General features: G+C 68.4%; 12 protein-coding genes, 1 tRNA gene and 1 pseudogene. 3 read left to right on the top strand and 11 right to left on the bottom strand.

Features of this window, described 5'->3' with window-relative positions:
• Positions 1 to 93: 93 nt before the first annotated feature.
• From BJF83_RS30935 to BJF83_RS08355, 5 genes and pseudogenes are all read right to left on the bottom strand, one after another.
• Positions 94 to 582 carry an ABC transporter ATP-binding protein gene (locus BJF83_RS30935; RefSeq protein ID WP_262391400.1) on the bottom strand — a complete coding sequence of 163 codons (489 nt, stop codon included), beginning with the start codon at positions 580 to 582 and terminating at the stop codon, positions 94 to 96.
• Positions 576 to 2315, bottom strand: coding sequence for an ABC transporter ATP-binding protein (locus BJF83_RS08370; RefSeq protein WP_262391399.1), 1740 nt, complete (start codon positions 2313 to 2315; stop codon positions 576 to 578). The genes BJF83_RS30935 and BJF83_RS08370 overlap by 7 nt, the downstream gene beginning before the upstream one ends.
• Positions 2312 to 3226, bottom strand: coding sequence for an ABC transporter permease (locus tag BJF83_RS08365; protein WP_075925839.1), 915 nt, complete (start codon positions 3224 to 3226; stop codon positions 2312 to 2314). The genes BJF83_RS08370 and BJF83_RS08365 overlap by 4 nt, the downstream gene beginning before the upstream one ends.
• Entirely contained in the window at positions 3219 to 4229 is a 1011-nt protein-coding gene (locus BJF83_RS08360) for an ABC transporter permease (protein WP_075925838.1), read from the bottom strand. The genes BJF83_RS08365 and BJF83_RS08360 overlap by 8 nt, the downstream gene beginning before the upstream one ends.
• Positions 4230 to 4385: 156 nt before the next feature.
• Positions 4386 to 6034 (bottom strand): annotated as a pseudogene (locus BJF83_RS08355) (ABC transporter family substrate-binding protein).
• Positions 6035 to 6760: 726 nt separating this feature from the next.
• On the opposite strand from BJF83_RS08355, the gene BJF83_RS08350 reads away from it, so the two are divergent.
• Positions 6761 to 7234 (top strand): hypothetical protein, encoded by a 474-nt coding sequence (locus tag BJF83_RS08350; RefSeq protein WP_075925837.1) that lies wholly within the window; start codon positions 6761 to 6763, stop codon positions 7232 to 7234.
• 219 nt (positions 7235 to 7453) lie between these two features.
• A complete protein-coding gene (locus BJF83_RS08345) occupies positions 7454 to 8068 on the top strand; it encodes a rhomboid family intramembrane serine protease (protein ID WP_075925836.1) in 615 nt (204 codons plus the stop codon).
• A 120-nt stretch (positions 8069 to 8188) separates the two neighbouring features.
• Here BJF83_RS08345 and BJF83_RS08340 read toward each other — a convergent pair whose 3' ends face one another.
• From BJF83_RS08340 to dcd, 4 genes are all read right to left on the bottom strand, one after another.
• Entirely contained in the window at positions 8189 to 9118 is a 930-nt protein-coding gene (locus BJF83_RS08340) for a glycine betaine ABC transporter substrate-binding protein (RefSeq protein WP_075925835.1), read from the bottom strand.
• A gap of 34 nt (positions 9119 to 9152) precedes the next feature.
• A complete protein-coding gene (locus tag BJF83_RS08335) occupies positions 9153 to 10388 on the bottom strand; it encodes a proline/glycine betaine ABC transporter permease (protein ID WP_075925834.1) in 1236 nt (411 codons plus the stop codon).
• Entirely contained in the window at positions 10385 to 11380 is a 996-nt protein-coding gene (locus BJF83_RS08330) for a glycine betaine/L-proline ABC transporter ATP-binding protein (RefSeq protein WP_075925885.1), read from the bottom strand. Before BJF83_RS08330 ends, BJF83_RS08335 begins: the two co-directional genes overlap by 4 nt.
• Positions 11381 to 11813: 433 nt before the next feature.
• Positions 11814 to 12404, bottom strand: coding sequence for a dCTP deaminase (gene dcd, locus BJF83_RS08325; RefSeq protein WP_075925833.1), 591 nt, complete (start codon positions 12402 to 12404; stop codon positions 11814 to 11816).
• 140 nt (positions 12405 to 12544) lie between these two features.
• Between dcd and BJF83_RS08320 the strand changes: the two genes are divergently transcribed.
• Positions 12545 to 12615, top strand: a tRNA-Gly gene (locus BJF83_RS08320).
• Positions 12616 to 12730: 115 nt separating this feature from the next.
• Here the strand turns inward: BJF83_RS08320 and BJF83_RS08315 are convergent.
• Positions 12731 to 13885, bottom strand: coding sequence for a site-specific integrase (locus tag BJF83_RS08315; protein ID WP_075925832.1), 1155 nt, complete (start codon positions 13883 to 13885; stop codon positions 12731 to 12733).
• A complete protein-coding gene (locus tag BJF83_RS08310) occupies positions 13885 to 14109 on the bottom strand; it encodes an excisionase family DNA-binding protein (protein ID WP_075925831.1) in 225 nt (74 codons plus the stop codon). The genes BJF83_RS08315 and BJF83_RS08310 overlap by 1 nt, the downstream gene beginning before the upstream one ends.
• Positions 14110 to 14271: the final 162 nt, after the last annotated feature.

Raw genomic sequence — 14271 nt, 5'->3', positions numbered from 1 at the left:
ACACGGGGGCGCGGCGCGACGGAACATGGCGAGACGACCGTAGCGGACGGGGTTCCCGTCCGCCACGGGCGCGCCCGGGTTCGGACCCCCGGCTCAGATCAGCTCGACCACCTCCGAGTAATGGCACGCGTCACGGTGGCCGGCGCCCCGCTCCTCCAACTCCGGTGGCTCCTCCACGCATCGGGCCTGTTCCTGGGCGGAGAGCTCGTTCGCGAACTTCGGACACCGCGTCCGAAACCGGCACCCGGACGGCGGGTCGGCCGGGCTGGGGACGTCACCCGTGACGATGACGCGCTCCCGGGTGCGCTCCTTGACCGGGTCCGGCAGGGGAATGGCGGAGATGAGCGCCTGCGTGTAGGGGTGCGCGGGAGCTCCGAACAGCTGCTCCGTCGTCCCGGTCTCCACGATCCGGCCCAGGTACATCACGGCGACCCGGTCGGCGATGTGCCTGACCACCGACAGGTCGTGCGAGACGAACAGGTACGACAGGCCCAGCTCCTGCTGGAGGTCCTCCAGCAGGTTGATCACGCCCGCCTGGATGGACACGTCGAGGGCGGAGACGGGCTCGTCCAGGATCAGCACCCGCGGGTTGAGCGCCAGGCGCGGGCGACCCCGATGCGCTGACGCTGACCGCCGGAGAACTCGTGCGGGTACCGGGAGCCGTGCTCCGGGTTGAGCCCCACCAACTCCAGCAGCTCCGCGACCCGGCGCCGGGACTTCCCGTTGCCCTCGCGGTGGACGCGCAGCGGCTCGGCGATGATGTCCGCGACCGTCATGCGCGGGTCGAGCGACGCGAACGGGTCCTGGAAGACGATCTGGAGGTCGCGCCGCAACGGGCGCATCTGGCGCGGGGTGAGCGCGTGCAGGGGCTGGCCCCGGTAGTGCACCTCGCCCGACGTCCGCCGGATCAGCTGCAACAGCAGGCGCGCGGTCGTGGACTTGCCGCACCCGGACTCTCCCACCAGGGCCAGGGTCTCCTTCTCGCGCAGGTCCAGGGAGATCCCGGACACCGCCTGGACCTCGCCGATCTTCCGCCGGAGCAGGCCCTTGGAGCGGATCGGGAAGTTCTTCACCAGGTCGGTGACGGTGAGGATGGGCTCGCCGCCCCCCGCCCCGGAGTCCGCGCCCGTGCCGTCCACCGCCGGTGGGTCCGTGGCCTCCTCCCGTGCGGAACCCCGCTCCGTGCCCACCTCCGTGTCCGGTCCGGCCACGGACTCGGCGCGGAACAGGTCGGCCGGGGTGGACTCGCCCAGCTCCGCGCTGAAGTGGCACGCGGCGGAGTGCGCCTCGGGGTCGCCGACGTCGGCCCACACGCGGTCTCCGCGCTCGTCCAGTTTCAGCAGGAGCGGTTCCTCCTCGTGGCACCGGGTGCGCGCCATCGGGCAGCGCGGCGCGAAGGAACAGCCCGGGGGCATGGCGTTGAGGGAGGGAGGCGTCCCCATGATGGGGGTGAGGCGCTCACGCCGGTCCGCGTCCAGCCGGGGCAGGGAACCGAGCAGCCCGAGTGCGTAGGGCATCCGCGGCCGGTAGAACACCTCCTCCACGGGCCCCGACTCCACGATCCGGCCGCCGTACATCACGGCGACGCGGTCCACGTTGCCGGCCACCACTCCCAGGTCGTGGGTGATGAGCACGAGCGCCGCGCCGGTCTCCCGCCGCGCCGCGTTCAACGCCTCCAGCACCTGGGCCTGGACGGTGACGTCCAGCGCGGTGGTCGGCTCGTCGGCGATGATGACGTCGGGGTCGTTGGCCATCGCGATCGCGATCACCACGCGCTGGCGCATGCCGCCCGACAGTTCGTGCGGGTACTGCTTCAGCCGCTGCTCCGGGTGCGGGATGCCCACCAGCTCCAGCAGCTCCAGCGCGCGGTCCATCGCCTTGGCCCTGCCCACGTTCCGGTGCGCGAGCACGGCCTCGGCGATCTGGTAGCCCACGGTGTAGACGGGGTTGAGCGAGGTCAACGGGTCCTGGAAGATCATCGCGATCCGCTCGCCGCGCACCTTGCTGATCTGCGCGTCGGTCAGACCGACGACCTCCTGTCCCAGCACGCGCGCCGAGCCGGTCACGCGTGCGTTGCGGGGCAGCAGGCCCATGATCGCCATGGACGTCACCGACTTGCCCGACCCGGACTCGCCGACGATCCCCAGCGCCTCGCCGGCGCGGAGCACGTAGGAGACCTCGCGGACCGCCTGGAGCGGCCCGTCGTCGGACTGGAAGGTCACGCTGAGGTCGTTGACCTCCAGCACCACGTCGTCGCGCTCCACGGTGGCTTCCCTGGTTTCCTTGTCGCTGTTCGTCGCGTCGGTCGCGGTCATCGGCGCTCCATGGTCTGTCGCGGGTCCAGGGCGTCGCGGAGACCGTCGCCGATGAAGTTGATCGTCAGGCAGACGATCACCAGCAGGACGCCCGGCGGGTAGAAGAGCCACGGTCGGGTCGAGGCGGCCGTACGGGCGTCGCCGATCATCTGGCCCAGAGAGATGTCGGGGAGCTGGATGCCGAAGCTGAGGAAGGACATGCCCGCCTCCAGCAGGATCGCCACGGCCACCAGGAGGGTGGCGGCGACGATGATCGGCCCGGCCGCGTTGGGCAGCAGGTGCCGGACGATGATCCACCCCGGCGACGCGCCCGCCGCGCGCGCCGCCTCCACGAACTCCTGCTCCCGCAGGGACAGCACCACGCCGCGGACGACGCGGGCGATCTGCGCCCAGGAGAACGCGGCGATGATCAGCGCCACCGCCCACCACGTGGTGCCGCCGCGCACGCTGCCGGCGATCGCGGCGACCATGACCAGCAACGGGACGATCATGAAGACGTCGACGATCCGCATCATCAACGCGTCGACCCGCCCCCCGTAGTACCCGGCCGTGGCGCCCCACAGGGAACCGACCGCCGTGCCCAGGAGCGACACGGTGAACGCCACCTTCAGGGTCTGCTGGGCGCCGCGCATGAGCTGGCCCAGAACGTCGTGCCCGGCCGTGGTGGTCCCCAGCGGGTGGTCGGCGCTCGGCGGGACGCTGGGCGGGATCTCCCGGTGGACGAAGTGGTCCCAGGTCCAGAAATAGGGGCCGACGAAGGCGAAGAGGGCGATCAGGACCAGCACACCCAGGCTGATCATGGCGGGCCGGTGCCGCAGGAACCGGCGGATGATCATCTGGAGCTGGGTGCGCTGGACGCCGCCCACCACCTCGGCGGCGACGGCCGTGCCCGGCGCGCTGTTCTCACTCATAGCGGATCCTCGGGTCGAGCACGCCGTACAGCAGGTCGGCGATGAGGTTGGCCAGGATGACGGTCGTGCCGCTGAGCATCAGCCACGCCATCAGCGCGAAGGAGTCGTTGGCCGCCACCGCCTGGATGAAGAACTCGCCGAGCCCGCGCCACTGGAAGACCCGCTCGGTCAGGACCGTGCCGTCGATGATGGCCGCCATGCCGACGGCCACGACCGTGGTCAGGGGGATGAGCGCGGTGCGCAGGGCGTGCCGGCGGACCACGACCCGGTTGGGCAGGCCCTTGGCCCGCGCCAGGCGCACGTAGTCGCTGTTGAGCACTTCCAGCATGGAGGTGCGCTGGTAGCGGCTCCACGACGCGAAGCTGGTCAGCATGAGCACGATCGTGGGCAGGGTCATGTAGGCGAGGGCGTTGGTGACCAGTCCGAAGCCGGATTCGCTCTGCGCCTGGTAGGTGCCGTCGCCGACGGTGGCGAAGAACTGCGTGCCGAGGAGCTCGTTGAAACCGACCCCGGCCTGCTGGACGATTCCGGCGAACCAGAACGTCGGCATGGCCAGGGCCAGGAAACCGACGAAGGTGAGGGTGTAGTCGAGTTTGGAGTACTGCCGCATCGCGCTGACCACGCCCGTGAGGACGGCCAGACCGATGGCGAAGACGGTCGCCGCGCCCACCAGCCGCAGGGTGACCCCGAGGCGCTCGGCGATGTTCGCGCCGATGTCGTAGGTGGCGCTCTGGGTGGAGGGACCGAACTCGCCCTGGAGCAGGCCGATGTCGCCGTTGCCGCCGATGCCGGTGATCCAGAGCCAGTACCGCTCGGGCATGGACCGGTCGAGGTAGAGGCGCTCCTCCTGGAGCTGGATGACCTCCGGGTCCGGGGGTGGCTGCATGACGCGCAGATTGGCCAGGGGATCGCCGGAGACGTCGATCAGGACGAAGGTGAGGACGGATGCCAGGAGCAGGACGGGTATCGCGCCCAGCACGCGCCGCACCGTGTAAACGAGCATGGGTGTGATCCTTCAGGGTGAACGAGGACCGGCCCGGGCGCGGGAGGCGCCGCACCGCGCGCGTCCGCCGGGGACGCCCGACCCCGTGTGAGGGGTCGTGCGGGGTGGCGGGTGACGGGTGCGCTCCCGTGCCCGGGCCTGGAGACCTGTGCCGATCTACTCGGCGAGGCTCCACTCACCGATGTTGTAGGTGGCGCGGAAACTGGAGTAGAGGTTGTCCTCGATGCCCGCGACCCGGTCGCTGGCGAAGAAGTAGTTGGGGTCGGCCAGGAGCGGGAGGACGTAGGCCTGGTCGACGAGGATCTCCATGGCCTGGTTGGCGTAGTCGGCCGCCTCGTCCTGGTTGGCGGCGCTTCCGGCGGCTCGGACGAGTTCGTCGACCTCGTCGTCCGCGAACCCGCCGAAGTTGCTGGTGCTCTCGCTGTGCCAGAACTGCTCGGGGCTGCTCGTGAAGTAGGGCGAGCCGCTCCAGCCGAACTCGACGATGTCGTAGTCCTGGCCGTCGAGCATCTCGCCGAGGTTGTCGGTCATCTCGATGGTGGTCTCGATGCCGATCTCGGCAGGTGGGCCTGGACCAGCTGCACGGAGTTGTTGCGCACGACGGTGTCGGTGCTGCGGAGGCGGAACGGGCCCACCTGCTCGCCGTCGAGCATGAGGGTGTCGCCGTCGAGCTCGTACCCGGCCTCCTCCAGGATCTCCAGGGCGGCTTCGGTGTCGCCGGTGCCCTGGCCGGTGCCCTCGAAGTGGTCGACGAAGTAGTCGCTGTCGTTGCCGAAGATGTGGTTGTTCTTCAGCTCGTAGTCGGGGTAGCCCTGCCCGTAGGTGCGGCTGGCGATGTCGTCGCGGTCGATCGCGGTGAAGACGGCGCGGCGCAGCTCGACGTCCGAGAGCCACTCGTTCTCGGTGTTGAGGTCGATGTGCTCCCAGGTGCTGCCCTCGGCGATGGTGACGGTCGCGCTGGGCACGGCCTCCAGTTCGGCGATGACATCCTCGCTGAACTGGGCGGGGTTGGCGCCGTCGATCTCGCCGTTGTTGAACGCGTTGACGAAGGTGCCCTCGTCGGTGTTGAACGGCATGATGATGCGGTCGAGCTGGACCGGCTCACCCCACCACTCGGCGTTGGGCTCCTTGACGACCTGGTTCTCCAGGTCGCCGTCGACGATCATCCACGGGCCGCCGGACCACTCGGGCCGCGTGTCGTGCAGCCAGGTGTAGAACTCGCCGAGCTGGTCGGGGTCGTCGACGTCCCAGCCGTTCTCCTCCGCCAGGTGGGACGGGTAGAAGCCGCCGCCGGGGCTGTCGGAGTCGAACTGCATCATCCACTCGGGGTCGGCCAGCCCCTCCTTGAGGGTGATCGTGATGGTCTTGCCGTCGACCTCCATGGTGTCGATCATGTCGGCGTTGGTGGTGCCCCGGGAGTCGCAGGTGGTGCAGTAGCCCTCGCCCGGAGAGGCCGACATCATCGCGGTGACGCGCAGGTCCTCGCCGGTCATCGGCGTGCCGTCGCTCCACACGGCGTCCTCGGCGAGTGTGAAGCTGTACTGGAACGGCCCCGCGTCGGGGTCGTCGTTGATGGCCGCGGGCTCCTCGGCGAGGATGTCCAGGTTGTACTCGTAGCTGCCGTCCGGCTGCCAGATGCCGGTGTTGGGGACCACCCCGGAGAGCATCTGGAGCGTGTAGACGCTGCCCCCGGCGCTACTGGTGTTCGCCCACGCGGCCGGGAGGCTGTTGATGACCCAGGTGACCTCGCGTTCTGCGTCCGCTGATCCTCCTTCGCCGCCCGAACAGGCTGTCAACACCATCATCGCGGATGTGCCCGCCGCGGCCAGCGCGAGCGTCTTCCTTCGTTCGTGCATCAGTTACACCCTTGATCGCTAATACGAGCCGAACACACAGCGTCCGATCGTGTGACGCATACCCCGCCGAAGTTAGGCGATTAGTCGATTAGAAGACCATTAGGCGAAATGTCTGTATAGCCCCACTGATGGATTCGTGACCCATCCGCAACCCGTTCGCGGCCATTGCCCGGAGTGTCCGACACATGACCCCGACACGGACGCGACACTTCGCACTACTCAGCGTTTCCGCAGCATAGAGCCCATGCGAGCCCGGTTACTCAGCGAAGTTGGATTCGGACACACCGAAAAGTGCTTGATGCCCAACGGGCACGAACGGCGGAAGCGGACGCGAGGTCAACAGTGTTTATTCCCGTGGTCACCACGGGGCGTTCCGCGCATCAAATCGGACATAGGACGTCAAACTACTCGCGTAACGCCCGAACTTTCCGCCGCGAACCCCAGCGCACATCCCTCGCGGGGCGGCGGACACGGGGCTTTACTCATCCGATGATCCCATGAATATTAGTCCAACGAGACATGAAGAACAAAAAACACCAACCATCAAAGATCCCCCGAGACCGTCGGGGAAGCAGGGGTGTCCGAAACCGCAGACCGCACGTCCGGGAAGCCGATAGGCTGCGATCGGCGACCGCCGTCACCCCCGCGCAGCACCCACCGAGAGAGGCATCTGCCGTGTCCGATACAGTCCGCATGGTCTGCCCCGCAGGCCGCAAGCACGTGGAGTTGTCGGCCGGTTACCTCCTCCTGGCGCTGGCCGTCGCCGCCGTGGCCATCGAACCCGGCCACTGGGCCGCCATCACCCTCGGTATCCTGCTCGCACTCATGGGGACCGCCCTCACGGTCCACGGGCACCGGATCACGCCGCCGGTCCTGGAGGTCTCCGACGACGAGTTCCGCTACACGCGCGGCCGCTACGCCGTCAGCGTCCCCTTCCGGGACATCGGCTCCTATCACGTGCTCCCCGGGCGCATCCGATCCCTCGCCCTGTACGACGCCTCCGGTCGGCCCAAGCGCTTCCCCTCCCTGCGCAGCCGCCGGACCGCCCGCACACACCTCCCGCTGACCGGGATGACCAGACCCGCCAAGGTCGAGTCCTTCATGGCCGTGGCCGGAATCCCGCCCCGGGAGCGCTCCCTGACCTCCTGAGCGGGGTCCGCTCGACCGCGTCCGAGGGGCGCAGATCGGCGCCGGGGTCGCGTGCGCGCTCGCGGCGCACCGCCGGGAGGTCCGAGCGGCAGGGCCTTCGCGAGGCGGGCCGTGCGCTGTGCCGGGCACGGGCGGTGTGCCCCGATCACTCCCGACCATGCGGCACCACACGCCACTGGGACATACCGCCGCAAGGTCGTGTGATCTACCCTCGATGGGGTGAAGCAGTCCAGAATCACCGCCATCCTGACCGTAGCGGGGATGCTCGCGGCCATGTGGGTCTTCGAGATCCTCGACAGCGTGCTGTTCGACGGAGGCCTCGACCAGGAGTTCGGGCTGCGCGCCTGGACCTTCTCCGATCCCTGGACCGTGCTCACGGCACCGTTCATGCACGGCAACCTCCAGCACATCATCGGTAACTCACTACCGTTCCTTGTCCTGGGATCCCTGGTCGCCTTCAGCGGGCTCGGCCGGTTCCTTCTGACCACCCTGATCGTGGCCCTGGTGAGCGGCCTCGGCGTCTGGTTGTTCAGCTCGCCCCTCACCCTCACCGTCGGCGCCAGCGGGCTCGTCTTCGGCTACTTCGGCTACACGGTGCTTCGCGGCCTGATCGAGCGCAGAACCATCGACATCGTGATCATGATCTGCGTGGTCCTCTTCTACGGCACGATGATCTGGGGGGTCCTGCCCCAGCACCCCGGCGTCTCGTGGCAGGCGCACCTGTTCGGGTTCGTCGGCGGCCTGCTGTCCGCCTACCTGCTCCCCCGGCGGGAGCGCCAGAACCAGAGCCAGCAGTGGAGGCCCGGCTCACAGGGCGGCTACTACGCTCCCTGACCCCGGAACACGACACACGTGAACGGGCCGTCTCCCCCGGAACACACCGGTAGGGAGACGGCCCGTTCGTCGGCGCCACGGCCGCGTCCGCGTGTCACCGCGGCCCCGTCCGCGCGGGGGCTAGAACTCCACGCCCTCCGCGTCGTCGCCCAGGGTGCGCTCCAGGAACTCAGGGTTCTCGGAGAGCCAGACGCGCGCCCCCTCCTGCGGATCGTCCTCGTACTCGTCGAGGGTCAGGGCCTCCAGGTCGCCGAGCTCCTCGTCGGACAGGTCGAAGGCCTCGATCCAGGCGGCCACCTCGGGGAAGTCCTCGGCGAAGCCCTGACGGCCGACCGCGTGGATGCTCTCCGCATCGCCCATCAGGCCCTGGGGGTCCTCCAGGTCCTTGAGGTCGTACTGCGCGTAGGCGATGTGCGGACGCCACAGCGTGACGACGATCGGCTCCTCCTCCTGGTAGGCGGAGTCCAGCTCGGCCAGCATCGCGGACGTGGAGGACTCGACCAGTTCGAAGTCGTCCAGACCGTAGCCCGGCATCGCCTCCTCCCTGGTGACGCGCACCAGACCGGAACCGGACTCGATGCCGACGATCCGGTCGCCGAGCTCCTCGGCGACGCCGGGCAGGTCCTCGATGCTGTTGACGTCCTCCATGTACGCGGGGACGGTGAGCGTCAGACGGGCGTTGTCGTACCAGGAGCCCAGATCCTCCAACTGGTCGCCGTAGTCCTCCCAGTAGTCGGCGTGGGTCACCGGAAGCCACGTGTCGAGGAACAGGTCGATGTCACCGTCCGCGGTGCCCTGGTACATGGGGGCGACGTCGATCTCGGTAACCGTGACCTCGTAGCCCTTCTCCTCCAGGAGGACCTGCCACATGTTCGTGGCCGCGATGTCCTCCTCCCACGGGATGAGGGCGATGTTGATCTCACCGCCGCCCGAGCCCTCGTCCCCAGCTCCCGAGTCGCCGGTCAGATCCTCGCCGCCACCGCCGCAGGCGGTCAGCAGGAGTGCGCTGCCCAGGCCCAGGGCCGTGAGCGATGCCAGACGCGCGTTCATACTCTTCCTTCCCTCGTTACTTCTCGTCGGTCCCTCACGAACGCGCGCTCTGGGCGCGCGCCTGCGGGGTGTTGTGCGTGATCGCGGCGGTCAGGCGGTCGAGGAAGATCGCCAGGACGACCACGGCCACACCGGCCTCGAATCCCAGAGCGCCGTCGCCGCGGGAGATGCCCTGGTAGACCTGGTTGCCGAGGCCACCCGCGCCGACCATGCCCGCGATGACGACCATGGAGAGGCTGAGCATGATGACCTGGTTGACGCCGGCCATGATCGTGGGAAGGGCGAGGGGGAACTGGATCCCGGTCAGGATCTTGCGGCCGGGCGCGCCGAACGCCTCACCGGCCTCCACCAGCTCCCTGTCGACCTGACGAATGCCCAGTTCCGTGAGGCGCACGCCCGGCGGCATGGCGAAGACGACGGTCGCGACCACTCCGGGGACGGAGCCGATCGAGAAGAAGAAGATCGCCGGGATGAGGTAGACGAAGGGGGGCATCGTCTGCATCAGGTCGAGGACCGGTTTGACGATCTTGCTGACCGTGTCGTTGTACGCGGACAGGACGCCGATCGGGAGCGCGATCACCACGGCGATGAGACTGGCCACCAGGACCAGGCCGAGGGTGTCCATGGCGTTGATCCACTGGCCGACGGAGGCCACCAGGGAGAGCGCCACCAGCGCGAACAGCCCCATCTTCCAGCCGGCCACGGAGAGCGCGAGCAGGCTGAGCAGCAGGATCATCAGGACCGCGCGCGAATCCGTCACCGCGATCGGCAGGAGGAACCAGCCCAGCGCCACGGCCGCGGCCCAGCCGCCCGCCACGATGCCGGTGCGCGGTCGCGTGGCCCTGTCCAGCGTCCCGAGCACCGTGACGGCGATCAGGAAGAGCAGGGAGACGACGAAGTAGCCGTCGGCGTACTCACCGGTGACGTCGATCAGCCAGAGGACCGGGCCGGGCGGGAGGACGTCATTGATGAACAGGTCGCCGACGGCGAACTGGGCGTGCAGGATGTACAGCACCGAGACCGCGCCGATCACGGCCATCAGCGCAACACGGCGGGTCCGGAGCAGCGGGACCGCGATGATGACGGCGGCGATGAAGGCCAGTTGACCGGCGGCGGGGGAGACGAAGAAGCCCGAGAGCGTGTCCACGGCCCAGCTGACGAAATCCCCGATGACGTCGAAGACCACGCCGAAGCGGGTCCTGAGCCACTGGTTGAGGGCCTCGAAGCCGATGCCGAGGGGCAGGGACGGCGGAAAGTCGACGGGGGTCACACGTTCTCCTTCCCTGCCGTGAGGGCGGCGAGCACGGAGTCACGGCACACGCTTCCGATCTCCCGTCCGTCGTCGGCGACCACCCGGATGCGGTCGGCCTCCACCAGGCTCGGATAGAGGTCGGCGATGGGGGTGTCCTCTCCCACCAGCGGCGCCGCGGGGTCGGCCATGACGTCTGGCTCCAGCGCGGAGGCGGCGGTGAGCACGCGGGTCCGGTCGACGTCCTCGATGAAGCGCTCGACGTAGTCGTTGGCCGGGGCGCTGAGGATCTCCTGGGCGGTCCCGATCTGGGCGACGCGGCCGTCGCGCAGGACGCAGATGCGGTCGCCGATGCGCATGGCCTCGTTGAGGTCGTGCGTGATGAAGACGATCGTCTTGCCCAGGGTCTCCTGCAGTTCGAGCAGCTGGGTCTGCATGTCGCGGCGGATCAGCGGATCCAGGGCGCTGAACGCCTCGTCCATGAGGATGATGTCGGTGTCGGCGGCCAGCGCGCGGGCCAGGCCGACGCGCTGCTGCATACCGCCGGAGAGCTGGTGCGGAAGCTTGTCCTCCCAGCCGCCGAGGCCGACGAGTTCGAGGGTCTGGCGTGCCTTGCGCTCGCGCTCGGCGCTGGGCACGCCGCGCAGTTCGAGTCCGTAGGCGGCGTTCTCGCACACCGTGCGGTGCGGGAGCAGGGCGAAGTGCTGGAAGACCATGCTGATCTTCTCACCGCGCAGCCTGAGCAGGTCCTTCTTGCGAAGGGCGGAGATGTCGACGCCGTCGACCTCGACCGTGCCCGCCGTGGGCTCCAGGAGGCCGTTGAGCATGCGGATGAGGGTGGACTTCCCCGATCCCGACAGACCCATGACGACGAAGATCTCGCCGGGTTTGACCTCGAACGACACGTCGATGACGGCCGCGGTCACGTCGAGGTCGGCGATGGTGTCACGGTGGCTGCCGTCGGAGAGCCGCTTGACCGCTGCTCCCGACTGTCTGCCGAACACCTTGTACAGGTTGTCTGCGCGTACTGCTGACACGTTCTCCTCTGTGGGGCTGTCCCGCCGCGAGGACCGACAGGACTTTCGCTGTCCCTTCGCCACCCGCGGTCGTCTCAGGCGGCTGATCGGCGCAGTGCCCCCGCGTGCGCACCCCGAGGACCGGGGCGGGACCGCCACCTGGTGTCACGTCGGGGCGCCACCTTACCGACATGCACACCGGCGGTTCAGTGGGAAGGTCACTAGAAGATAACAGGTTTAACCGGGATGAAAGTGGTCCGTCGACCTTTAGCGGTGGATGCCGGCAACACGAAGGACCCGGTTGTGATCTACACCACTGGGTACCATATCGTGATTCAAGCCACATCAACCGGTTGGATTTGCGCGTCCACGGAACGTGTCCAACTTTGACCATAGCTTCGGAACGAGCGGACCGGGTGGCCGCTTCCGGTCAGTCGGATTCCGCGGGGATCAGCGTGCGCATGAAGTTCTGGTGCGAGCGCGAAGGCGTCGGACCGCGCTGCCCCTGGTAACGGGAGCCGTACCGGGCGGAGCCGTAGGGGTGTTCGGCCGCGGACGAGAGGCGGAACATGCACAGCTGACCGATCTTCATACCCGGGTAGAGCTTGATCGGCAGGGTCGCCACATTGGACAGCTCCAGGGTGACGTGCCCGGAGAACCCGGGGTCGATGAACCCGGCCGTGGAATGGGTCAGCAGTCCGAGACGGCCGAGGGAGCTCTTGCCCTCCAGGCGGCTCGCGATGTCGTCGGGAAGGGAGACGACCTCGTAGGTGGACGCCAGCACGAACTCACCGGGGTGCAGGACGAAGGCCTCGTCGCCGTCGGTCTCGACCAGCCGGGTGAGGTCCGGCTGCTCGACCGAGGGGTCGATGTGCGGGTACTTGTGGTTCTCGAACACCCGGAAGTACCGGTCCAGCCGGACGTCGATGCTCGACGGTTGGACGAGGCCGGGGTCGAAGGGGTCGATCCTGATTCGCCCGGCGTCGATTTCGGACCTGATATCGCGATCGGAGAGCAGCACGCTCCGAACCTACCGCCTGCGAGAACACCACGGGAGCGAGTCGGTCGGCGGCCCAGGGCGAAGGCGAGTTGCCCACGCGACCCGAAGTTGGGCTAGGATGGCGTTCGTTGCCAGCCGATGAGGATCGTCGGCCGGACGACGCGGATGTAGTTCAATGGTAGAACTTCAGCTTCCCAAGCTGATAACGCGGGTTCGATTCCCGTCATCCGCTCCGAACAGTGTTAGGCCAGGTCATTCGGGGTTTTCCGAACACCTGGCCTAATCGCTTTATGGGGGTCTGTCCCGGTCGCCGTGCCACACACGTGCCACACGGGCGAGAGGCGGACTCACACCCGGGCCCCTGCCAACGGCGGGTCATCGTCGTCCGAGTCGTCGCGCTGTGCCCTCAGCTCCTCGGCGGCCCGCTCCCCCAGCCGGTCGGCGATCTCCCGTTCCCGTTCCTCCCGTGCGTGGAGGTAGATCAGCGCCGCCTTCGAGCTGGAGTGGCCCATGCGCTTCATCAGCTCCCGCAGGGACGCCCCCGCCTCAGCCGCGTAGGTGTTGCCCGTATGCCGGAGGTCGTGAAGGTGGACGTCCTCCAGACCCACCGCGTCGCAGGCGTCCGCCCAGTACTTCGAGAAGTTGCCCCGCCGCAGCTGATTGCCCCGCACCCCGACGAACACGAACCCGTTCGGCCCCGGAGCCGCGTAGGTCTCCATGTGATGGCGCAGGTCCGCGATGATCAGTTCCGGGAGGGACACCGTCCGGTAGCCCGCCTTCGACTTGGGCTTGCCCTGGTACAAACCGCCCACGTCGGTCACCGTCTCCCGAACCCGGACCGTGCGCTTGTCCAGGTCGAGGTACTGACGACGGAGCCCGGCCAGTTCGCCCCAGCGCATGTTGCCGAACGTCGCGAGAAGGACCAGTGCGCGGTAACGCGGCTTGATGGCATCGGCCAGCTTGAAGACCTCGGGCACCGACAGGACCGGGCGTTCCTCCGTGTCCTCCTGGCCCGCGCCCTCGATCTGGCACGGGTTCTCACGGAGGAGCTTGTCCGCCACGGCGGTGTTGAGGACCGCCCGCATCAGACGGTACGCCTTGGGCACCTGCCCCCTCCCCCGCTTGCGTCGCAGCCGTGAGGCCCGCCACCGGCGAACGTCCGCCGTCGTGATCTCGTTCAGGTGCATGTCACCGAACGTGGGGTTCAGGTGGAGCCGCAGCAGGTCTTCGTAGGTCCGTCGCGTCTTGCGGGTCAGGTCGCGATCCTTCACCCACTCGGCCCCGAACTCACCGAAGGGGATCTTCCCGGCTTCAGGGTTGAACCAGTCGCCTTGGGCGATCTCCGCTTCCTTGAGCGTCAGCCAACGTTGCGCCGCCTTCTTGGTCGCGAACGTCATCGGAGCCGGGCGAAGCTCCCCGTCCGGCACTCGGTACCGAGCCTGGAAGCGGCCCGACGCCAGCTTGCGGATGTTGCCGAAATCGCGCTTCCTCTCCCCCGCCATCACGCGGCCCTTCCCATCCGGAGCCGAACCGGTTCGACGGTGCCAGCGGTGATGAACTCTTCGAGCGCGTTCTCGGGGATGCGCACGTGCCGCCCGATACGGACGAAGGTGATGCGCCGTTCCTCGATCAGGCGACGGGGGTAGCGCTCGGAGGTGTTGAGGCGTTCGGCCGCTTGCGCCACGGTCAGCAGACGGCCGGTCGGACGGGTCTTCGTGGTCGCCATCAGGCAGCCCTTTCCATTGCCGAACGTTCGGGGGTACGTGCCGCGTCGAGCTGGGCGCGGCGCTTGAGGGACTCGCCCACCGCCCGCAGTAGTCGCCGTTCCCGGGGAGCCACGTCCGGATCGGTGGGACGCGCCAGTTCCCACGCGAACCGTCCGGAGTCA

This window comes from Nocardiopsis sp. CNR-923 (assembly GCF_001942255.1).
Classification (GTDB): Bacteria; Actinomycetota; Actinomycetes; order Streptosporangiales; family Streptosporangiaceae; genus Nocardiopsis.
The sequence above is the reverse complement of the archived record's forward strand: the minus strand, read 5'-3'. Positions and strand labels throughout refer to the sequence as shown.